The following is an 18,331-nucleotide window of genomic DNA, read 5'->3' as shown; positions in this document are numbered from 1 at the left end:
ATTGTTGCGGTGAGGGTTTGCGGGAGGTGTGCGGGCGCGCGGCCCGCGATCGTTATGGCTTGTCCAACTCGATCGTCGCGCCGATCGAGCGCATCCGATCGAGAATGCGATTTACGGTTGCTTCGTCCAGTTCCAGCAGCGCCGCCATTGTGAAAAGCATTTGCGCGCTCATCTGCCTGCCGGTTGCGGGATTCGGGTTGGTGTACTTGCGCCAATGTTGATCCCCCGCCAGCCATGCCAATTCGGCCATCTGTTTGCCGGTCTTTCCCAGCGAGGTCTTGAGTGCCGAGAGGTCTTCCGGCGACGGAGGTGTGTATTTGATGGGCATAAGTAGCCGCGCGGCACGCGGATAACGTGAGCTTCATGGTTTCGTCCTTACGGGATAAATGGGACTCGCAACGGCGTTTCCCTATGGACGAAAAGATAGCTCTATTGGGGCTGATAGTCAATGCGTGATTGTAGCTGGTGCGCATCAGTTCGCCCCCTTCGGATCGAAGGATTGAGCCGCCAAAGCGATGCCGCGCAGCAGCTCGGGCGCAAGCGTCGGCTTGACCATGATGCCCTTGCTCGACGGGCGATACTCGCCGCCGGCGTCCACATACCACACGCGAATGTCGATGTACGTGTTGCCGCGATATGTTTTAACGTCGATGCGCACGCGCTCGCTCGCGTTCTTTACCGCATCCAGAAAGCGAATGATGTGCTCGCCGCCGGTGTTAAACTCTTTGCTCCAACTTCGACTTTGTGGCCGGCCTTCGTGCTGGCCGGTTTTTTTGTTTGTCATTTATGCGACCTCCGGCATCAGGTACTTGCGGAGTTCGCCGACGTTCCAGCGGGTCGAACCGCCGATCTTGATGGGCTTGGGAAGCGCGCCGCGCTTGGCACGTTCCCATACGGTGGAGACGTTGCAGCCGCACAGGCTCGCTACAACGGTGTCACTGACGCCGGCAGCGTTCGGAAGGCTGTCGAAGTTTTGAAGGGCTTGGGTGTCTGACTTTTTCATCGTATCGACTCGGAAGCGTCCCGGATTGGACGGGTCGATACGGATTCTTTGTCATGTGCTCGCTAAAAAATACGGCGCGAGCCAGCTAACGGATACCGTTTCCCAGCTGACGTACCCTGTTAGCTAGCTCGCGGGTTATACCCGCGTGTAGCGAGCCATCCGCCAATAGTCTTTTCTGCTTGTAGTGGGCTGATGCTCCAGCCCTCGGTGTCGCGGGCGAATTCCATGACCCTCACTTTGATCTGCCTAACGGCCTCGGCGCGGCTGCGATAGTTGCCGGCCAAGGCGAGGCTGAGCGCGTAATCGCCGACTCTCACAGAACGATCTGACCGCGCCGCGCCGCCAAGCTCATGCGGCATTAACTGACCGCTGGAAGTTTTTCCGGACGATTGCAACGCCAGCCAGACGCACTCTTTGGCGAGCAGGGCTGGTGAAACTGCCTGCGTCGGACGGTTCTGCAGATACACGAGAGTGTCGTCAATGAACAGCAGTGCCAGCGCGCCAAAATGGCGCGTCATTACGTCTTTGGGGAGCGCGAACTCTTCCCAGTTGGAAACGATGCAAGCCGCTCCCCACGGACTCAAACGAGAGAGATATTTTTCGTTCCATTCCGGCCCGGCTTGGGCGAGCTTCGGGTTTTTCGCGAGCAGCCGCAAACAGTTCTCTTTAATCTTGCGCGTCCTGCGGTGCAATTGCCCGATCAAATCGTGAATGTCTCTGTCCAAGGTGGGCGAAGTTTCTTCGAGCCCGAGGCTACGGAGAGCGTCGAAAAGGGTCCGAGATAGCAATTGCTGATAGCCGACGTCGATCGGCTGGTGATCCAGGCTCACTCTTGGAGAGATGCCGAGCAGCTTCAGGGGCGGATAAAACCGCTCATCACGTGCAGCTGCTGTGAGTCCTGGGCTGAAGCTAAGGATGCGCTGATAGGTTGTCACGTCTCTTCCTCTTGATCGGCGGTGGCCTCGGCCGGCACCACTTCGATAAATTCCGCCCAATCCGTCATCATTCGTCGGCGCTTTTCCAGCACGTCGCCGCGCCAGTAGGCGGCCTCTGTGGTGTCGCCCTTGATGTGCGCCAGCGCCACTTCGGCCAGCTCGCGCGGATAGTTTGTGTACTCGCCTGCCCAATCCCGGAACGTCGATCGGAAGCCGTGCGGCGTCGCCTCAAGTTTCTGTCGACGCATCAACTCCAGCAGCGACATATCGGACAGCGCGCGACCCGAGCGCGGGCTTGGGAATATCAGGTCAATGTCTTTCTTCCGCTCGATCGATTCCAGCAAGCGCACGGCTGCCGGCGAGAGCGGCACGCGGTGCTCTTTCTTCGCCTTCATTTTCTCGGCGGGCACCGACCACACCTTTTTCTCCAGGTCGATTTCCGGCCACTCGGCAAAGCGCGCCTCGCCGGACCGGGCGGCCGTCAATATCGTGAATTCCAGGCAGCGGGCGCTCACGCCTTCGGTCGCGCGCAGCGTCACCATGAATGCGCCCATCTGCACGATCGGCAGGGCGGGATGATTGCGCACGCGCTTGGTCTTCTTCGGGGCGGACAGCAGCTTGTCTAGGTTGCCGCGCCATGCGGCCGGGTTCACACCTTCGTCGCGGAAACCTTTCACTCGCGCCCAGTCGAGAACTGCCTCGATGCGGCCGCGCAAGCGTGAGGCGGTCTCGGTCTTGGTCGTCCAGATAGGCTCAAGAATTTCGGTCACGTGCGCACGCGTGACGTGCCGGACCATCATCTTGCCAATGAGCGGATAGGCGAACTCCTCGAGCGTGTACGTCCACTGTGCACCGTGCTTCGAGTTGCGCCATTCCGGCTCCTTAGCCGTGATGAAGCGCTTCGCCGCTTGCTCGAATGTCATTTCGAGTGCCTGGCTCGCGCGTAGACGGCTCGCCGCCTCTTTCTTTTGCATGACGGGATCGACGCCGCGGGCGATGTCTTCGCGCACTGCCAGCGCTTTCGCTCGCGCTGCTGCGACGCCCATACCGGACTCGGCGTAGGCGCCCAAGCCGATCTCGCGCCGCTTGCCGGCCACGACGACGCGCAGAACCCACGACCGTGAGCGCTCGCTCACCACTTTGAGATACAGGCCATCGACGCCGCCCACGGGATGCTTTCCGGGCGTCGTTAGCCGCTTCACGGCCAGCGGGCCGAGTTCCTTGGCTTTCTTGGGCATCGTTGCTCGTTGTCGACGCGTCAGCAGTCCACCATCTGGTCCACCAACGCCAGTCCACCATCCAGTCCACCATAAAATTTACGACTGAACGCGATTAATTGCAACGAAACCGGACAACTACTTTTTGGGATTTTGCGCTGAGAGCCTTAGCTGGTAAGGCTTTGCGCGATTGATTCAGATTGAACCGGACGGTTCAAAACAGGTGTCCTGGCGGAGGCGGTGAGATTCGAACTCACGGAAAGATTGCTCCTTCGCCGGTTTTCAAGACCGGTGCCTTAAACCACTCGGCCACACCTCCAAGCCCTAAATTGTAACCTGAAAAAACCTCGTTGCGGCGTGCGGTCGATCCGCAATCACTGCGGATCTTTCAGAAACAGCTCCTGTAAATCGTTCAGGAACGCCTGGCCAAGCGGCGTCGGCGCAATCTTTTCGTGGTCGCGCGTGATCAGCTTGCGCCGTTCGGCCTCCTGCAAAGCCGGTTCGATCGACGTCATCGACATTCCCGTGCGCTCGATAAACCGATGCACCGGAAACCCTTCCACCAGCCGCAGCGCGTTCAGCATGAACTCGAATGGAAGGTCGCGCGTCCCGACTTCATGCTCTTCCTGCACCGCCGTGCCGGCCTTAGCCTGCTCGATGAAGGTGGTGGGATGCTTGTAACGCGCCTGACGCAGCACGCGATTCGGAAACGAGAGCTTCGTATGCGCACCCGCACCAATGCCGAGATAGTCGCCGAAGCGCCAGTAGTTCAGATTGTGCTTGCTCTGCCGATGCGGCTGCGCATACGCCGATACCTCATACCGTTCGTAACCCGCAGCCGAGGTGCGCTCGTGAATCCAGTCCTGCATATCGGCGGAGGCGTCGTCGTCGGGCAGAGCGGGCGGAAACTTCGCGAACAGCGTGTTCGGTTCGAGCGTCAGGTGGTACAGCGACAGATGCGGCGGCGCGAACGACAACGCGGTCTCGACATCGGTCTGGCATTCGGCGAGCGTCTGCCCCGGCAGCGCGAACATCAGGTCGAGATTGAAGTTGTCGAAGGTGGTTGACGCAACTTCGACGGCATGGCGCGCTTGCGCCGAATCGTGAATACGGCCGAGCGCCTTCAGATGCGCTTCATTGAAGCTCTGGATGCCCACCGAGAGCCGGTTCACACCGCTCGCGCGAAACTGCGCGAATTTGGCGGCTTCGAACGTGCCGGGGTTGGCTTCGAGCGTGATTTCCGCGTCGGCGTCGAGCGGCAGCAGCGCACGCACGTCCGACAGCATGCGATCGAGCCCGGCCGCCGAAAGCAGGCTGGGTGTCCCCCCGCCGATGAACACCGTATGCACCTGGCGCCCCCAGACGAGCGGCAGCGCCATCTCCAGATCGGCGCGCAAGGCATCGAGATATTCGTTTTCCGGGAACGTATCGCCTTTCCATTCGTGCGAATTGAAGTCGCAATACGGACACTTGCGTACGCACCACGGAAAATGCACGTACAACGCCAACGGCGGCAGCGACGTCAGCCGGATGCTGCCCGGCGACGTGAACGCCTTGATAATGCCATTGCCGATATCGGCGGGGGTGGGCTTGATCGGAATCACGCTTCCTCCGTCAGGCGCGCGAGCAGTTGCCGCAATGCAATCGCGCGATGGCTGCTGGCGTTTTTCACCGCCGGTTCGAGTTCGGCGGCGCTCGCATTCAGCGCGGGCAAAAAGAAGTACGGGTCGTAGCCGAAACCATGTGTGCCGCGCGGCGCGTCGAGCATTTCGCCGTGCCAACGGCCTTCGGCGATCAGCGGTTCGGGATCGTCGGCGTGACGCACCAGAGCCAGTACGCAGAAGTAATACGCGCGCCGGTCGGTTTCGCCGCGCAACGCCGACATGAGATGTGCATTGTTCGCCGCGTCGCTCTTTTCGCCGCCGGCAAGTTGCGCGTAGCGCGCCGAATAGACGCCCGGTGCGCCGCGTAGCGCGCGCACGCAAAGGCCCGAGTCGTCGGCAAGCGCGGGCAGACCGGTCAGCTTCGCCGCATGGCGAGCCTTGGCCAGCGCGTTTTCGACGAACGTGGGATGCGGCTCTTCGGCTTCCGGCACGTTCAGTTCGCCTTGCGCAATCAGTTCGATGCCGGCGGCGCCGAGCAACGCCGCGAACTCGCGCAGCTTGCCCGCGTTGTTCGACGCCAGCACGACTTTTTTCAACGGCGAACCGTATGCGGCCGCGCCGTTGTCCTGATTCACCTCATTCACCCTTTTGCTCCAGCGCCGCCTTCTGCTTCGCGATCAGCGTATTGATGCCGTCGCTTGCCAGATCCAGCAGCGCGTTCATTTCGTCGCGCGAGAAGGGCACGCCTTCAGCGGTGCCCTGAATTTCGACGAAGCCGCCAGCGCCTGTCATCACCACGTTCATGTCGGTGTCGCACTGCGAATCTTCGTCGTAGTCGAGGTCCAGCACCGGCAGTCCGTCGTACACTCCTACCGAAATCGCCGCGACGTAGTCGGTGATCGGCGAGCTCTCGATGCGGCCCGTGGCCAGCAGTCTGGCCACCGCGTCATGCGCGGCCACGAACGCGCCGGTAATGCTGGCCGTGCGCGTGCCGCCGTCGGCCTGGATCACGTCGCAGTCGATATGCAATGTGCGCACGCCGAGCTTCTCCAGATCGAACACCGAGCGCAGCGCGCGGCCGATCAACCGCTGGATTTCCTGGGTGCGGCCGGTCTGCTTGCCGCGCGCGGCCTCGCGGTCGCTGCGGGTGTGCGTGGCGCGCGGCAGCATGCCGTATTCGGCGGTGAGCCAGCCCTGGCCGCGGTCGCGCAGGAACGACGGCACGCTCTCGGCGATGCTCGCGGTGCAGATCACTTTCGTGTCGCCGAATTCGACCAGCACCGAGCCCTCCGCGTGCTTCGTGTAGTGGCGCGTAATGCGCACGTCGCGCAGCTGGTCGGCCTGACGGCCGCTGGGGCGTTGGGTGTTGTTGGTCATGTTGGAATCGGTCAGGAAAAATGCAGGAGGGAAAGCGCGATTTTACAGCCGATCGGGCGCGGCGGCTGCCCGCATGTGCCTTGGCTCTCCAAGGGGCTCGTCGCCAAAAATGGGATAATGGTGTTTCCCCGCCCCGCGCCTCGTACACGCCGGGCGATTCGACTCTCCGGCCATCGTCGAACGCATGGCCACAATCGCGAGAAATACGATGATCTACAGCATGACTGGCTATGCGAGCGCCACGCGCGAACTCGTCGGAGCCTCAGGCACAGGCGGCGTGAGCGTATCGGTCGAACTGCGCACCGTGAACTCGCGCTTTCTCGATCTGAACTTCCGCATGCCGGAAGACGTGCGCGTGAGCGAACCCACGCTGCGCGAGATGTTGATGAACAAGCTGTCGCGCGGCAAGGTCGATATCCGTATCAATCTGCAACGCAGCGATCAGTCCGCCAACGCGGGCTCGATCAATCGCGAAGCGCTGGCGCAACTCGCGCTGCTCGAACGCACGGTGCTCTCCACGTTTCCGGAAGCAGGGCGGCTGCGCACCGGCGAAATTCTGCGCTGGCCCGGCATTCTGGCGGAAAGCGGCGTGGCGCCCGAAGTGCTGCGCGACGCCGTGCTCGCATGCGGCAAGCAGGCCATTACGGACCTGATCGACGTGCGCGCTCGCGAAGGCGCGCAACTGGCGACCATGCTGCTCGCCAACGTCACTGAAATGGAAGCGATCGTCACGAAGATCACCCCGCTCGTGCCGGAACTGATCGCCAAGCATCAGCAGAAGATTGTCGAACGCTTGCAGGAAGCGCTCGGTATCGCCGCGCCGGATACGGCGACGACGAGTGTCTCGCGCGAAGAGATCAACGAGCGGATTCGCCAGGAAGTGACGATGTACGGCATCCGTATCGACATCGCCGAAGAACTGTCGCGCCTCACGGCTCACCTGAACGAAACGCGTCACGTGATCCAGAAGGGCGGCAAGGTCGGCAAGCGCCTCGACTTCATGATGCAGGAGCTCAATCGAGAAGCGAACACGCTCGGGTCGAAGGCGGCCGCGAAGGAACTGGCGGATTCGTCGATGACCCTGAAGCTGCTCATCGAACAGATGCGCGAACAGGTACAGAATCTGGAATAAGCTGGAGCACCACAAAAATGACCGACCACACACGCGAAACGCCGCGCAATCCTTACGCCGGTGCTTACCCGGGCAACCTGTTCATGGTCGTCGCGCCGTCGGGCGCGGGCAAGTCGACGCTCGTGAACGCGCTGCTCGCCGGCGACGACGCGATCCGTCTGTCGATTTCGTACACGACGCGCCCGCCGCGTCCGAAGGAGCAGGACGGCGAGCACTACCACTTCACCACCGTCGACGATTTCATGCAGCGTCACGATGCCGGCGAGTTTCTGGAAAGCGCGGAAGTGCACGGCAACTACTACGGCACCTCGCGCGTGTGGATCGAGGACCAGATGAAAAGCGGCCATGACGTGCTGCTCGAAATCGACTGGCAAGGCGCGCAGCAGGTGAAAAAGCAGTTTCACAACGCGGTCGAAATCTTCATTTTGCCGCCGTCGCTCGAAGCGCTCGAAGAGCGTCTGAAGAAGCGCGGCCAGGACGAGCCGAACGTGATCACACGCCGGCTGCTCGCGGCCGGTAGCGAGATGGCGCACGCAGCGGAAGCGGAGTACGTGGTGATCAACGAGAACTTCGATCGCGCGCTCGGTGAATTGCAATGCCTCGTGGCCGCGACGCGTTCGCGCTTCGCCTCGCAATACGCGCGCCACACGCAGCTTTTCGTGCAGCTCGGCATTCACCTGCCACACGCGTAAGCGCGGCGGCGTACCGAGCACATAAGGTAGAATAAGCAACATACTGAGAAGGAACCCAACATGGCCCGCATTACCGTCGAAGACTGCCTCAAACAGATCCCGAACCGTTTCGAACTGGCGCTTGCCGCAACCTATCGCGCGCGTCAGCTCGCTCAAGGCCACACGCCGAAGATCGAAAGCCGCGACAAGCCCACGGTCGTCGCGTTGCGCGAAATCGCGGCCGGTCAGGTCGGTGTCGAAATGCTGAAGAAGGTGCCTGTTTAAGGCGCACTGTTCCGTTTTCGATTGCGCATTTGCCACACCTGTAATTGATCAACGTGCAGACCGGCGTCCAACCCTAACCGATACGGAGGCGAACATGAGTACGACCCCGCCCACCGCCACGGAAGTGGAACACGACGCCGACTCGCCCTCGTCTGCACGGAAGTACATCGACGCGGTCCTCGAACAGTCGTTTCGCCATCTGTTCGGCCCGACCGCCACGCCGGAGCAACCGCGCCGGCATGACGTCGTCTCCATTGCCAAGCTGACGTCCGCCTTGTCCGGCTATCTGCAGCCGGAAGAGATCAAGGAAGTCAAGGCGGCCTTCCATTTCAGCGACGAAGCCCACCTCGGCCAGTACCGCCAGAGCGGCGAGCCTTACATCACGCATCCGGTTGCCGTCGCGGAAATCTGCGCCGGCTGGAATCTCGACGCCCAGTCGATCATGGCGGCGCTGCTGCATGACGTGATGGAAGACCAGGGCGTGACCAAGGCCGAACTCGCCGAGCGTTTCGGTGCGAAGGTCGCGGAACTGGTCGACGGCTTGTCCAAGCTCGACAAGATGGAGTTTCGCAATCGCGAGGAAGCGCAGGCGGAAAATTTCCGCAAGATGCTGCTCGCAATGGCGCGCGACGTCCGCGTGATTCTGGTGAAGCTCGCCGACCGGCTGCACAACATGCGCACGCTGGGTGCCGTGCCGGCCGAAAAACGCCGCCGCGTGGCGCGCGAAACGCTGGATATCTACGCGCCGATCGCTCACCGGCTGGGCCTGAACAATACGTATCGCGAACTGCAGGACCTGAGCTTCGCGAACTTCAATCCGCACCGGTACGCCACGCTCGAAAAAGCCGTCAAGGCGGCGCGCGGCAACCGGCGCGAAGTGGTCGGCAAGATTCTCGAGTCGGTGCAGCGCGCGATTGCAGACGCGAAGCTCGACGCCGAAGTCACCGGCCGCGAAAAAAACCATCTTCAGCATCTACAAGAAGATGCGCGACAAGCAGCTGTCGTTCTCGCAGGTGCTCGACGTGTATGGCTTTCGCGTCGTGGTGGAGAGCGCGCTGGAGTGCTACACCTGCATCGGCGCTCTGCATGCGCTGTACAAGCCCGTGCCGGGCAAGTTCAAGGATTACATCGCAATCCCGAAGGTGAACGGCTACCAATCGCTGCACACCACGCTGGTCGGCCCGTTCGGCGCGCCGATCGAGTTTCAGGTGCGCACGCGCAAGATGCACGAAATCGCCGAAGCGGGCGTGGCCGCGCACTGGCTGTACAAGAACGGCGGCGCCGATCTGAACGACGTGCAGAAGCGCGCGCACCAATGGCTCAAGTCGCTGCTCGACATTCAGAGCGAAGCAGGCGACTCGAGCGAATTCCTCGAGCACGTCAAGATCGATCTGTTCCCAGACGCGGTGTACGTGTTCACGCCGAAGTCGAAGATCATGGCGCTGCCGCGCGGCGCCACGGCGCTGGACTTCGCGTATTCGATCCACAGCGACCTGGGCAACCAGTGCGTCGCGGTGAAGATCAACAATGAACTGCTGCCGCTGCGCACCGAACTGAAGAGCGGCGATATCGTCGAAGTCATCACGGCGCCGTATTCGAAGCCGAATCCGGCGTGGCTCGGTTTCGTGCGTACCGGCAAGGCGCGCTCGGCCATCCGTCATTATCTGAAGACCATGCGCCTGAACGAGTCCGTTCAGCTTGGTGAGCGCCTGGTCGATCAGGCGCTGAAGGGTTATGGGCTGGCCCTCTCGGACGTCACGCCGGAAGCGTGGGAAAAGCTCGTGCAGTGGACGGGCAACAAGAACCGCCAGGAAATTTTCGCGGACATCGGCCTTGGCCGGCGTGTCGCGGCGGTCATGGCCAAACGCATCGAAGTGCTGATGAGCGGCCGCGACGCCGACGACGACGGCTCGCGCTCCGACAGCAACGCCCCGCATGCGCCGCCGGTTGTCATCACCGGTACGGAGGGCATGTCGGTACAACTGTCCGCGTGCTGCCGTCCAATTCCGGGCGACGACATCATGGGCTATATCGGCATCGGTCTCGGCATGGCCATTCACACCACGGATTGCCGCGTCGCGCAGCGTATCCACCGGCGTGATCCGGGCCGCTGGATCGACGTCGCCTGGGCGCCGCAACCGGGGCGTCTGTTCGACGTCGCCGTGAAGGTGCTGGTCAAGAATACCAAGGGCGTGTTTGCGCGCGTGGCGGCGGATATCACGTCGGCGGATGCCAACATCGTCCACATTGCAATGGACGAAGATCTGTCGCAGGAATCCACGGTGCTGCGCTTCGTGATTCAGGTCAGCGACCGCGTCCACCTGGCCAATGTAATGCGCCGCGTGCGCACGAACCCGGACGTCATGCGCATTGCACGCGAACGGCCGAGCGAGGAAGGCCATCACCGTCACGAGGGCGGGATGCGGATCGACCGCGAGCGGGCTGACTACTGATCGGCTGCGGCGGCCCTGAGGCGGCCTCGGGCCGTTTCTTATCTCTTCGTGCGAATCTGAACGCACCGGCTACGCGCGAGTCTCAACTGAAACTCAGGGAGAACGCTTGTGAATGTAGCTGACCTTACCGGATTGGCGCTCGACTATTGGGTCGCCCGCAGCCTGCACGACTTCGTGCGCGAAATCCACTTTACCGATGGCGGCGAAACTGTCTCGATTCGCGGCAACGACCGTGGTCGTTCGTGGGACGGCCGGTTTACGCCGTCCACGTCATGGGAGGCTGCGGCGGCAGTGCTGGAGCGCGCGCAGCGCCTGGAAGTGCGCGAGCGCACCCACCAGGGTTCGGCGCACTGCATCGCGGAATTCGAAGGCGGACACCGAACCGTGGAAGGGCGGGGCGACTCCTTGCGGGTCGCGCTGCTGCGGGCGTTCGTCGAAAGCCGTTTTGGCGATACCGTGGACGACGTGTTGCATGAAGCGCAGGCGCTGACGGGCGACCGGGCGCAACCGATCGGCGAGCGGGAGATCGCCGGTGATCAGGCGGCGGTAAGTTCGTTCGGAGATGTGCCCCGGCCGGATGGGCAGATCGGGGATATTCAGTCGCCGCCACGCTGATGGCTTGTGCCGTGTCGGCGCCCGGCCTTCAGCAGAGGAGCTGTGAGGCAGGAAGGGCGGGACAAAAACGCACGGGATAAAAACAAAGGGCCTTCCGATCGGAAGGCCCTTCATAGGTGGTGCGGCTGGCAGGATTCGAACCCACGACCCCTTGGTTCGTAGCCAAGTACTCTATCCAACTGAGCTACAGCCGCACGCTAAACGGGTGATACACACTGCAGTGAAACTGGGGCAAAACGTGAGGGCCTCCCCGGAGGGAGGCCCTCGAATAAGTGGTGCGGCTGGCAGGATTCGAACCCACGACCCCTTGGTTCGTAGCCAAGTACTCTATCCAACTGAGCTACAGCCGCACGCAGAAACGAGATTATAGCAAAGGTTTTGAAAAAAGGAAGCGCGTAGGTGCGATTTGTCTCATAGTCGTGATCGTGTACCCTTGATAGGCAGTCGCTTGCTGCAGTTACCGGATCATCATGAACAAGGCCTTTGTCAAAGAGTCGAGCGAAGAGAATGACGACGACCTCGACGTCGCCCAGCCGGACATTCCCGCTGGCACGAAAAACTACATCACGCCCGCCGGCTACCGGCGTATGCGCGATGAACTGCTGCATCTGATTGACGTGGAGCGGCCGGAAGTGGTCAAGCTGGTGTCGTGGGCCGCCTCCAACGGCGATCGCTCTGAAAATGGTGATTACATCTACGGCAAACGCCGCTTGCGCGAGATCGACCGGCGCATCCGCTTTCTCACCAAACGCCTCGATCTCGCCGAAATCGTCGACAGCAGCAAACAGGAGAACGTCGATCAGGTTTTTTTCGGCGCAACCGTCGAGTACGCGACCGAAGACGGCGAAGTGCATACCGTGACGATTGTCGGCATCGACGAGGTGGATCTGGATATCGCGCACGTGAGTTGGATTTCGCCGATTGCGCGTGCGCTGCTCAAGGCGAAAATCGGCGATACGGTCACGTTGTATACCCCAGCCGGCCCGCAGCCGATCGACATACTGGACGTCAAATATCCGTCGCCTGAAGCCGGCAGTTAGGCCGCTCGACACCGCACGACGTGGCAAAAAAAAGGCGCCGCGAACGGCGCCTTCGAGACTGCGGGTACGTCAGGCAGCTTTAGAAGCGGTGACGCAGACCTGCGGTCACAGCGACCTGCTTGTTGTTGCCCGAAGCGGCCAGACCGTTGATGTCGGCATCCACGACGGCGTTGTCGTTGACTTGCTGATACTCCCCTTGCAGATACACATCGGTACGCTTGGACAGCGCATATGCGGTTTGCAGATTGAACTGATTCCAGTGCGGACGCGTGCCAGCCAGGCTTGCACGGGTGTACGTATACGAACCGGCAATGCTGACCGCCGGCGTGAGTGCATAGCGGGCGTTCGCTTCAAAGTTCTGGAAGTGAGCGCTGTTGTTGGCGAAGCCGATACCGCCGGTTTGACCGGATGCACCCGCGCCGATACCAGCCAGGCTCGACAGGTTCGTTTGCGAATACACGAGGCCAACCGTTGCCGGGCCGAACGCGTAGTTCGCGCCGGCGCCCCACGTTTGCTGACGGCCGGCAAAGAACGTGTTGTCGCTCGACACCGCGCCACCCGAATTGAACGCCGCAGCCGCGCCGGTTGCGCCGTTGCTGTTCAGTTGCAGGTAAGCGGCGGCGAGGTTCAGGCCACCCCAGTTGTACGACGCGCCCGCGCTATATGCGCGGTTGTTCGCGAAGCCGTCGGCCTGGTTCGAGAAGCCATACAACGCGCCGAACTTGAAGCCGCCGTAGTTCACGCTCTGGTACTTGACCGAGTTGTTGACGCGGAACGAGTTGTTCAGGTTGTCATTGTCGAACGGGTGCGCGAACTGCGTGCCGCCGTATTGCGTGCCGGTCAGGGCCAGCGGGCCGACATAGTCGACCATGCTGTCGTATTGACGGCCAAGGGTGACGGAGCCGAACTGGTCGCTCGTCAGACCCACGAAAGCTTGACGGCCGAATTCGCGGCCGCCTTGCTTGAGCGTGCCGTCATTGATGCCGAAGCCGTTTTCCAACGTGAAGATGGCCTTCAGTCCGCCGCCCAGATCTTCAGAACCGCGCAGACCCCAACGGCTGCCGTTCACCGAGCCGCTCGTTTCCTGCCAGTTGCTATGACCGTGCTGGTTGTTCGTATAGGTGATGCCGGCGTCGATCAAGCCGTACAGCGTGACGCTGCTTTGGGCATGTGCCGCCGTTGCGAAAACGCCCGTAAGGGCCGCGACCATGAGTGTCTTTTTCATCTTGTAACTCCGAGAGCGAGAGTGGGCATTAAACCCAGGCTTAGGAGACCTTCACGCGGGGCGCTGCGAGAGGCGTAATCCGAGTGAGAAGCGCGCTGAACAAATCGCGCCGGTTTCCGGTTAGGCAGAGTGTAGAGAGACACTCTGCAAAGTGGACGTTCCGATTTTCGCAATAAAGTATTACGCGTTCGGAAACGATATGCGAATGCCGCTTAAGCCTTATAAACAAAGGCTTTTGGCAGTTTTGCGGAGATTGGAAAGGTGCAGTGGTGATCTTGCGTTGCTGATTTGCGACACTAATCGATGCAAAAAAACAACGCAATAAAACGTAATAGAGGATTGTTGTTGTTGCCGCAATAGATGATTGTAATTTGTGTGAATAATCGAAATGAGCGGAGCCGCTATACTAAAAGTTCTGCTTTCCGAAGCAGACTTTTTCGTTGACGAAAAAGATCTCCAAACCTTTGTCGGCGCGACTTTTCAGTCGCGCTTTTTTTTTCGTCTGGCGGTCGGCCGACAATTGGCGAATACGTCAGTGCGCGGGTGCCGCGCCGTCCGCTTCGTTCCAGTTCTCTACTACGGAGACGCTCCAGTCTTCCATCACGTAGCGGCGCGCGTCCATCGGGCACGACAGCAGGTTCTGCCAGTGATCCCCATGCCACATGGGATCGAATTCGAATGCGGAGGGCGTTTCTGCGCGCGCCGCGGATGGGCCGGAAGCCGTATCAGTATGCGAGTGGGTCAGCCAGGCGACGAGACGGCGGATTTCGTTGAACAGCATGACAATCTCCTGAAGCGTTACTACAAACTGCTGACTTCAATCATCGCGGCATGGATGCGATGCAGCAAGTCGGACAAACACTTACTGAAAACATCTTTTGTTACATATCCTCCTTTAATATGCTGAAAATTTTCCCGCTCAGATCCATGTTTCGCCAACGATTAAGTAATATTGACTTGCGGGTTATTCGGCTACCGCTGAATAATGCATCGGGAATTCTTTTGGGACCATATCGGTTCACGCGCTAAGCGCATCTCCAGAATTCACTTGACGGTATTTCTTTGTTCCCCGTATAACGGCAATTCCAAATGTCACCTCGCAGATCCCGTTGCGCAGACTGGTGATATTCGGTTCGAGGGCAATGCCCGATTTTGATAATTCATCGAGGGAAACTGAAAAAATGGAAACCGGTATCGTCAAATGGTTCAACGATGCTAAGGGCTTTGGCTTCATCACATCGGATTCGGGCGGCGAAGATCTGTTCGCGCACTTTTCGGAGATTCGCGCCGACGGCTTCAAATCGCTGAAGGAAAACCAGCGCGTCTCGTTTGACGTCAAGGCGGGCCCGAAGGGCAAGCAGGCGGCGAACATCCAGCCGCTGTAATAGCAGTCAATGCTGCGCGGGCAGTGCCGGGCAGCGGAACGCGCGAAAGCCTTCGCAAAACGCGAGGGCTTTTTTATGCCAGTGTTATTCGACCGCGAAAGATTGTTTTAACTATCTGGTTCGGAATGATTTGAACGGGTGCAGACACTCGCTAAAAACCATCCTGCATGATTTAGATATTGGCCTGCCGCTGAGAAGCATAACGATCCGTTGTTTCAAGCTCACCGTTTGCTCGCGCGAAAACGGGGTTGCCGCGCCCTGGTGAGGCCGCTGTTATACATGCTGTTCGGGTACGCGGCGGCCAACTGGTGCATACTTGCCGCAAAGCCACGCGTCCAAAGTATTCTTTTCCATGTCTGAACAGTTTTTACCCGAACCGGCCCTGGATGGTCCGATTGTTTTCGTCGACCTTGAAACGACTGGTGGCTCGACTGCCGAGCATCGCATCACCGAGGTCGGGGTGGTCGAAGTTGGACCGGCCGGTGTGTCGCGCTGGAGCAGTCTGGTCGACCCTCAGCAACCCATTCCCTCCTTCATCCAGCAACTCACCGGCATCACGAACGCGATGGTGCGGGGCGCACCGACTTTCGAGGCCATCGCTCCCGCTCTTTTCGAGCGTCTGAACGGCAAGCTGTTCGTGGCGCATAACGCTAGTTTCGATCGCGGCTTTCTGCGCGGCGAGTTTCGCCGGGTGGGACTGGCGTTCGATCCCGACGTGTTGTGCACCGTGCGTTTGTCGCGCGCGCTGTTCCCGGCGGAAAAACGCCACGGTCTCGACGCTTTGGTGGAACGTCATACGCTCGTGCCATCCGATCGTCACCGCGCGCTCGCCGACGCCGACCTGATCTGGCAGTTCTGGCAGCGTCTGCACGGCCTTGTGCCGCTCGACGTACTGCGCGCGCAGATCGAGCGCACCACGCGGCGGTACCGGCTTGCCGGCGACATCACGGAAGATCTGCTCGACACCGCGCCTGCGGGCTGTGGCGTGTATGCATTCTATGGAGAGCAGGACTTGCCTCTGTATGTCGGGCGAAGCGTGCGCGTGCGTCAGAGGCTGCGTTCACATTTGACCGGCGAGCGGCGCTCGTCCAAAGATATCCGGCTTGCGCAACAGGTGCGGCGTGTCGAGTGGCGGGCAACCGGCGGCGAATTGGGCGCGATGCTCGCGGAGGCACAGTGGATCGCGACGCTGCGCCCTGGCCATAACCGGGTGCCGCGTGTGGCGAAGAGCGATCCGGCGGACGCGCCCTGGCCGTTCGAGGGACCGATCGTATTCGAGGAGCGCGAGGAAGCCTCGCAGGCTCGCGCGTTTCATGTCGTCGACCGTTGGCGCTACGTGGGCCATGCGGCGTCGCTCGCGGAGGCTGCTGAGTTGCATGCGTCGAGCGTCGCGGGAGCATTCGAATTGTCGACGTATCGCATTTTGCAGAGCCATCTTGCCCGGGGCCTGCGGGTGATGCCGTTGAGCATGTCGAGCGGAACGGCCGTGGCCAATGTGGCTTGATGAAGTCCAACTGCTTGGGATTTAGCGGCGTTGTTTCCAGCCGCTCAATTTCTAGCCGATAACCCGCCGTTCAACGCAGCCCAACGCGCGCATTCAGCCTTCGCGGCGGACTGCCCGCGTCAGGCTTAGTGCTTCATGCCGACCCAATCAGCCGGTCGCACCCACGCCACCCGTTTCGCACACGTGCCCAAGCGCGCGCGTCAACGCGCTCGAACGAAGCGAATCGTAGCGGGTCAGCGATTTCCAGTTCGCGAGCGATTGCGCGACGCGCGACGGACAATCCGGAGCGGCACGGAGCGGCTGCACGCGTGCGAGGCCAGCCACGAGCGATTGCGTCAACCGGTCCAACTGCGGTCTTGTGCTGGTCGCAAGATCGGGCGCGGATCCTTGCGGCGCCTGTGTGCTGCGCCAGGTGGCGAACAGCGCGTTTTGCACGTCCTTGCTCGCATCGATCTGATCCTGGAAGAAGGCGCGGGCGAATGCCGGGTCGACATTCCCCGCAGCAGCGCGCTTTTCGACATCGGCGAGAAGCGCGTTCTCGCGCGGCGTGTCGGTGATGTCCTGGTGGTTGGCCCACTTCCAGCGCGCCACCGGTTCCGCGAGCGCGAGACGCTGCGAAGCCAGCGCAATCAGATTGGTGAGGGCGGTATCGTCACCATCCGCGATAGCGGGAGCCGGCGTGAAAGCGAGGGTAGCGAAGAGCGCGAGCGCGCATGACGCGCCGAAGCGGTACGAACGTTTCATGGAGGTGGCAGTGGCCGGGCGGCCGCGGAAGAAAAACCAGAAGAATAGACGATGCGCCGATCATGCGGCATCTTCGTTTTCACCACGGGAAGCGAAGGGGGCGCGGAAACCCCCCAGACCGGCCTCTTGAGAGCGTGCAGAAACATACGCCGGCAGCACGGTCCGGCGTTGTGCAATTCAGACCAACTTACCCCGTGTCGCGAATCGGTTCGAACACGAAAATCTGGGCGCGTGCCAACATGCGCCGCGTGCCGGACGCGCAGACACCGATGCTGCATCGCGCAACTGGATAGTTACTTCGAATCGCACGACTTGCGTTGTTCGTCGAAAAAGGCACGAACATGCTCAGGCAGTTCGGCACCCAGAAACTCGACGCCAGCGGGTTCCGGATCCGGGCAAAAGACTTTATCCGGGGTCGGAACTTTCGGTGGTTTGGCATCCATGATCTTTCTCCTTTACAAACCGATTATCTGCCTCGGTCCCCGTTTTGCACCAGAGCCTGATGCGGGTCATAGGTTGTTTGTTGCTTTAACGGCACAGGCCAACAATGGAACGGAATGTTTGAATAGAATTTATCGGTTGCCTGTTCCTGCGCTTTTCGCCAGTCAAAGCAGTCCGATATTTCTTCCCGTGTTGTTCCGAGCCTTGTCCTGCGGGTCATTCAGCACGTCGCCCTCTGCTCGTGCACACCACCAATCTTATCGGCTTAATATCAGCCAATCCGCGTGGATTTTGTGCGCTGCCGCATCGGCAGGATTTTCTTCTTAAAGGGGCGAACGTTCGTTAATTACCGACCATTTCAGTCCGGGCATTCAGCCCTCATTGTTTCGTAAACGATCGGTCCGCGGGATTCGTTGACGAGGAAAACACTTTTCCTGATTCGTGTGTGAATAAATCGGCCCACCGCTGCGTCGCGAACGGTGGGCCTTTTGCTGGTCGTCATCTTTTAGCTGCAGGCGCCCGGGATTTTCGCTGGCGCGGAATGGGCCACTGGTTTGTCGGTTACTTCGATCTGCCCGTGGATCCGCGGCGAAGACTGACCGTCCGCAAACGTAAACGTGCAGTAGAGGAACGGGCGAGCCGGTTCCGACACGGCGTCGAGCCGCCCGATCAGTTCGACGTGCGCACGCTTTCTCCCTTC

At 60.6% G+C, this 18,331-nt stretch carries 19 protein-coding genes, 3 tRNA genes and 1 pseudogene; 8 read left to right on the top strand and 15 right to left on the bottom strand.

The window, feature by feature from the left end; genetic code table 11:
* Window positions 1-52: 52 nt before the first annotated feature.
* The 9 genes from PDMSB3_RS15665 to rph all read right to left on the bottom strand — a co-directional run bounded on the left by PDMSB3_RS15665 (window position 53) and on the right by rph (window position 6,136).
* Window positions 53-328: an XRE family transcriptional regulator gene (locus tag PDMSB3_RS15665; protein WP_165186845.1), complete on the bottom strand. Its 276-nt coding sequence runs from the start codon at window positions 326-328 to the stop codon at window positions 53-55.
* A 144-nt stretch (window positions 329-472) separates the two neighbouring features.
* Window positions 473-784 (bottom strand): transcriptional coactivator p15/PC4 family protein, encoded by a 312-nt coding sequence (locus PDMSB3_RS15660; RefSeq protein WP_165186842.1) that lies wholly within the window; start codon window positions 782-784, stop codon window positions 473-475.
* Window positions 785-1,003 carry a helix-turn-helix transcriptional regulator gene (locus tag PDMSB3_RS15655; protein WP_165186840.1) on the bottom strand — a complete coding sequence of 73 codons (219 nt, stop codon included), beginning with the start codon at window positions 1,001-1,003 and terminating at the stop codon, window positions 785-787.
* 119 nt (window positions 1,004-1,122) lie between these two features.
* On the bottom strand, window positions 1,123-1,938 hold the full coding sequence (locus tag PDMSB3_RS15650; protein WP_165186838.1) for a hypothetical protein: 816 nt from the start codon (window positions 1,936-1,938) through the stop codon (window positions 1,123-1,125).
* The gene (locus PDMSB3_RS15645) at window positions 1,935-3,176 is read right to left on the bottom strand and encodes a tyrosine-type recombinase/integrase (protein ID WP_165186835.1); all 1,242 of its coding nucleotides are present in this window, start codon (window positions 3,174-3,176) and stop codon (window positions 1,935-1,937) included. The genes PDMSB3_RS15650 and PDMSB3_RS15645 overlap by 4 nt, the downstream gene beginning before the upstream one ends.
* A 208-nt stretch (window positions 3,177-3,384) precedes the next feature.
* A tRNA-Ser gene (locus PDMSB3_RS15640) sits at window positions 3,385-3,474 on the bottom strand.
* 55 nt (window positions 3,475-3,529) lie between these two features.
* Window positions 3,530-4,759, bottom strand: a complete 1,230-nt coding sequence (gene hemW, locus PDMSB3_RS15635) for a radical SAM family heme chaperone HemW (RefSeq protein WP_165186833.1) — start codon at window positions 4,757-4,759, stop codon at window positions 3,530-3,532.
* Window positions 4,756-5,403, bottom strand: coding sequence for an RdgB/HAM1 family non-canonical purine NTP pyrophosphatase (gene rdgB / locus PDMSB3_RS15630; protein WP_007180803.1), 648 nt, complete (start codon window positions 5,401-5,403; stop codon window positions 4,756-4,758). The genes hemW and rdgB overlap by 4 nt, the downstream gene beginning before the upstream one ends.
* Window positions 5,396-6,136, bottom strand: a complete 741-nt coding sequence (gene rph, locus PDMSB3_RS15625) for a ribonuclease PH (protein WP_007180804.1) — start codon at window positions 6,134-6,136, stop codon at window positions 5,396-5,398. The genes rdgB and rph overlap by 8 nt, the downstream gene beginning before the upstream one ends.
* A gap of 208 nt (window positions 6,137-6,344) precedes the next feature.
* Between rph and PDMSB3_RS15620 the strand changes: the two genes are divergently transcribed.
* The 5 genes and pseudogenes from PDMSB3_RS15620 (at window position 6,345) to PDMSB3_RS15600 (ending at window position 11,292) form a co-directional block, all read left to right on the top strand.
* Complete coding sequence (locus PDMSB3_RS15620; protein ID WP_007180805.1) at window positions 6,345-7,268, top strand: YicC/YloC family endoribonuclease; 924 nt, start codon at window positions 6,345-6,347, stop codon at window positions 7,266-7,268.
* 17 nt (window positions 7,269-7,285) lie between these two features.
* Window positions 7,286-7,960 (top strand): guanylate kinase, encoded by a 675-nt coding sequence (gmk, locus tag PDMSB3_RS15615; protein ID WP_007180806.1) that lies wholly within the window; start codon window positions 7,286-7,288, stop codon window positions 7,958-7,960.
* A gap of 60 nt (window positions 7,961-8,020) precedes the next feature.
* Complete coding sequence (gene rpoZ / locus PDMSB3_RS15610; protein WP_006025620.1) at window positions 8,021-8,224, top strand: DNA-directed RNA polymerase subunit omega; 204 nt, start codon at window positions 8,021-8,023, stop codon at window positions 8,222-8,224.
* A 94-nt stretch (window positions 8,225-8,318) separates the two neighbouring features.
* Window positions 8,319-10,677 (top strand): annotated as a pseudogene (locus PDMSB3_RS15605) (RelA/SpoT family protein).
* Between the two features lie 108 nt (window positions 10,678-10,785).
* A complete protein-coding gene (locus tag PDMSB3_RS15600) occupies window positions 10,786-11,292 on the top strand; it encodes a phage protein NinX family protein (protein WP_165186830.1) in 507 nt (168 codons plus the stop codon).
* 117 nt (window positions 11,293-11,409) lie between these two features.
* Here PDMSB3_RS15600 and PDMSB3_RS15595 read toward each other — a convergent pair.
* Window positions 11,410-11,486 (bottom strand) — tRNA-Arg (locus PDMSB3_RS15595).
* Window positions 11,487-11,565: 79 nt separating this feature from the next.
* Window positions 11,566-11,642 (bottom strand) — tRNA-Arg (locus PDMSB3_RS15590).
* A 120-nt stretch (window positions 11,643-11,762) separates the two neighbouring features.
* On the opposite strand from PDMSB3_RS15590, the gene greB reads away from it, so the two are divergent.
* Entirely contained in the window at window positions 11,763-12,332 is a 570-nt protein-coding gene (gene greB / locus PDMSB3_RS15585) for a transcription elongation factor GreB (RefSeq protein WP_007180809.1), read from the top strand.
* A gap of 79 nt (window positions 12,333-12,411) precedes the next feature.
* Here greB and PDMSB3_RS15580 read toward each other — a convergent pair whose 3' ends face one another.
* Both PDMSB3_RS15580 and PDMSB3_RS15575 read right to left on the bottom strand, forming a co-directional pair.
* On the bottom strand, window positions 12,412-13,557 hold the full coding sequence (locus PDMSB3_RS15580) for a porin (RefSeq protein WP_007180810.1): 1,146 nt from the start codon (window positions 13,555-13,557) through the stop codon (window positions 12,412-12,414).
* Between the two features lie 532 nt (window positions 13,558-14,089).
* A complete protein-coding gene (locus PDMSB3_RS15575; RefSeq protein WP_007180811.1) occupies window positions 14,090-14,338 on the bottom strand; it encodes a hypothetical protein in 249 nt (82 codons plus the stop codon).
* 400 nt (window positions 14,339-14,738) lie between these two features.
* Between PDMSB3_RS15575 and PDMSB3_RS15570 the strand changes: the two genes are divergently transcribed.
* A complete protein-coding gene (locus tag PDMSB3_RS15570; RefSeq protein WP_007180812.1) occupies window positions 14,739-14,942 on the top strand; it encodes a cold-shock protein in 204 nt (67 codons plus the stop codon).
* Between the two features lie 352 nt (window positions 14,943-15,294).
* Window positions 15,295-16,446, top strand: a complete 1,152-nt coding sequence (locus PDMSB3_RS15565) for an exonuclease domain-containing protein (protein ID WP_007180813.1) — start codon at window positions 15,295-15,297, stop codon at window positions 16,444-16,446.
* 147 nt (window positions 16,447-16,593) lie between these two features.
* On the opposite strand, the gene PDMSB3_RS15560 is transcribed toward PDMSB3_RS15565, so the two are convergent.
* Window positions 16,594-17,190, bottom strand: coding sequence for a chorismate mutase (locus tag PDMSB3_RS15560; RefSeq protein WP_007180814.1), 597 nt, complete (start codon window positions 17,188-17,190; stop codon window positions 16,594-16,596).
* 293 nt (window positions 17,191-17,483) lie between these two features.
* Window positions 17,484-17,633, bottom strand: coding sequence for a hypothetical protein (locus PDMSB3_RS15555; RefSeq protein WP_007180815.1), 150 nt, complete (start codon window positions 17,631-17,633; stop codon window positions 17,484-17,486).
* Window positions 17,634-18,331 lie beyond the last annotated feature (698 nt).

Source organism: Paraburkholderia dioscoreae (genome assembly GCF_902459535.1).
Taxonomy (GTDB): Bacteria; Pseudomonadota; Gammaproteobacteria; order Burkholderiales; family Burkholderiaceae; genus Paraburkholderia; species Paraburkholderia dioscoreae.
This window is presented reverse-complemented; position numbering and strand designations above follow the sequence as displayed.

Bases quoted from the DNA above. Each gene is read 5' to 3' on its own strand.
- PDMSB3_RS15570 (WP_007180812.1), top strand. From the start codon at position 14,739: ATGGAAACCGGTATCGTCAAATGGTTCAACGATGCTAAGGGCTTTGGC.
- gmk (WP_007180806.1), top strand. From the start codon at position 7,286: ATGACCGACCACACACGCGAAACGCCGCGCAATCCTTACGCCGGTGCT.
- PDMSB3_RS15575 (WP_007180811.1), bottom strand. From the start codon at position 14,338: ATGCTGTTCAACGAAATCCGCCGTCTCGTCGCCTGGCTGACCCACTCG.
- PDMSB3_RS15565 (WP_007180813.1), top strand. From the start codon at position 15,295: ATGTCTGAACAGTTTTTACCCGAACCGGCCCTGGATGGTCCGATTGTT.
- PDMSB3_RS15555 (WP_007180815.1), bottom strand. From the start codon at position 17,633: ATGGATGCCAAACCACCGAAAGTTCCGACCCCGGATAAAGTCTTTTGC.
- PDMSB3_RS15660 (WP_165186842.1), bottom strand. From the start codon at position 784: ATGACAAACAAAAAAACCGGCCAGCACGAAGGCCGGCCACAAAGTCGA.
- rph (WP_007180804.1), bottom strand. From the start codon at position 6,136: ATGACCAACAACACCCAACGCCCCAGCGGCCGTCAGGCCGACCAGCTG.
- PDMSB3_RS15665 (WP_165186845.1), bottom strand. From the start codon at position 328: ATGCCCATCAAATACACACCTCCGTCGCCGGAAGACCTCTCGGCACTC.
- PDMSB3_RS15580 (WP_007180810.1), bottom strand. From the start codon at position 13,557: ATGAAAAAGACACTCATGGTCGCGGCCCTTACGGGCGTTTTCGCAACG.
- PDMSB3_RS15655 (WP_165186840.1), bottom strand. From the start codon at position 1,003: ATGAAAAAGTCAGACACCCAAGCCCTTCAAAACTTCGACAGCCTTCCG.
- PDMSB3_RS15620 (WP_007180805.1), top strand. From the start codon at position 6,345: ATGATCTACAGCATGACTGGCTATGCGAGCGCCACGCGCGAACTCGTC.
- PDMSB3_RS15560 (WP_007180814.1), bottom strand. From the start codon at position 17,190: ATGAAACGTTCGTACCGCTTCGGCGCGTCATGCGCGCTCGCGCTCTTC.
- PDMSB3_RS15645 (WP_165186835.1), bottom strand. From the start codon at position 3,176: ATGCCCAAGAAAGCCAAGGAACTCGGCCCGCTGGCCGTGAAGCGGCTA.
- rpoZ (WP_006025620.1), top strand. From the start codon at position 8,021: ATGGCCCGCATTACCGTCGAAGACTGCCTCAAACAGATCCCGAACCGT.
- greB (WP_007180809.1), top strand. From the start codon at position 11,763: ATGAACAAGGCCTTTGTCAAAGAGTCGAGCGAAGAGAATGACGACGAC.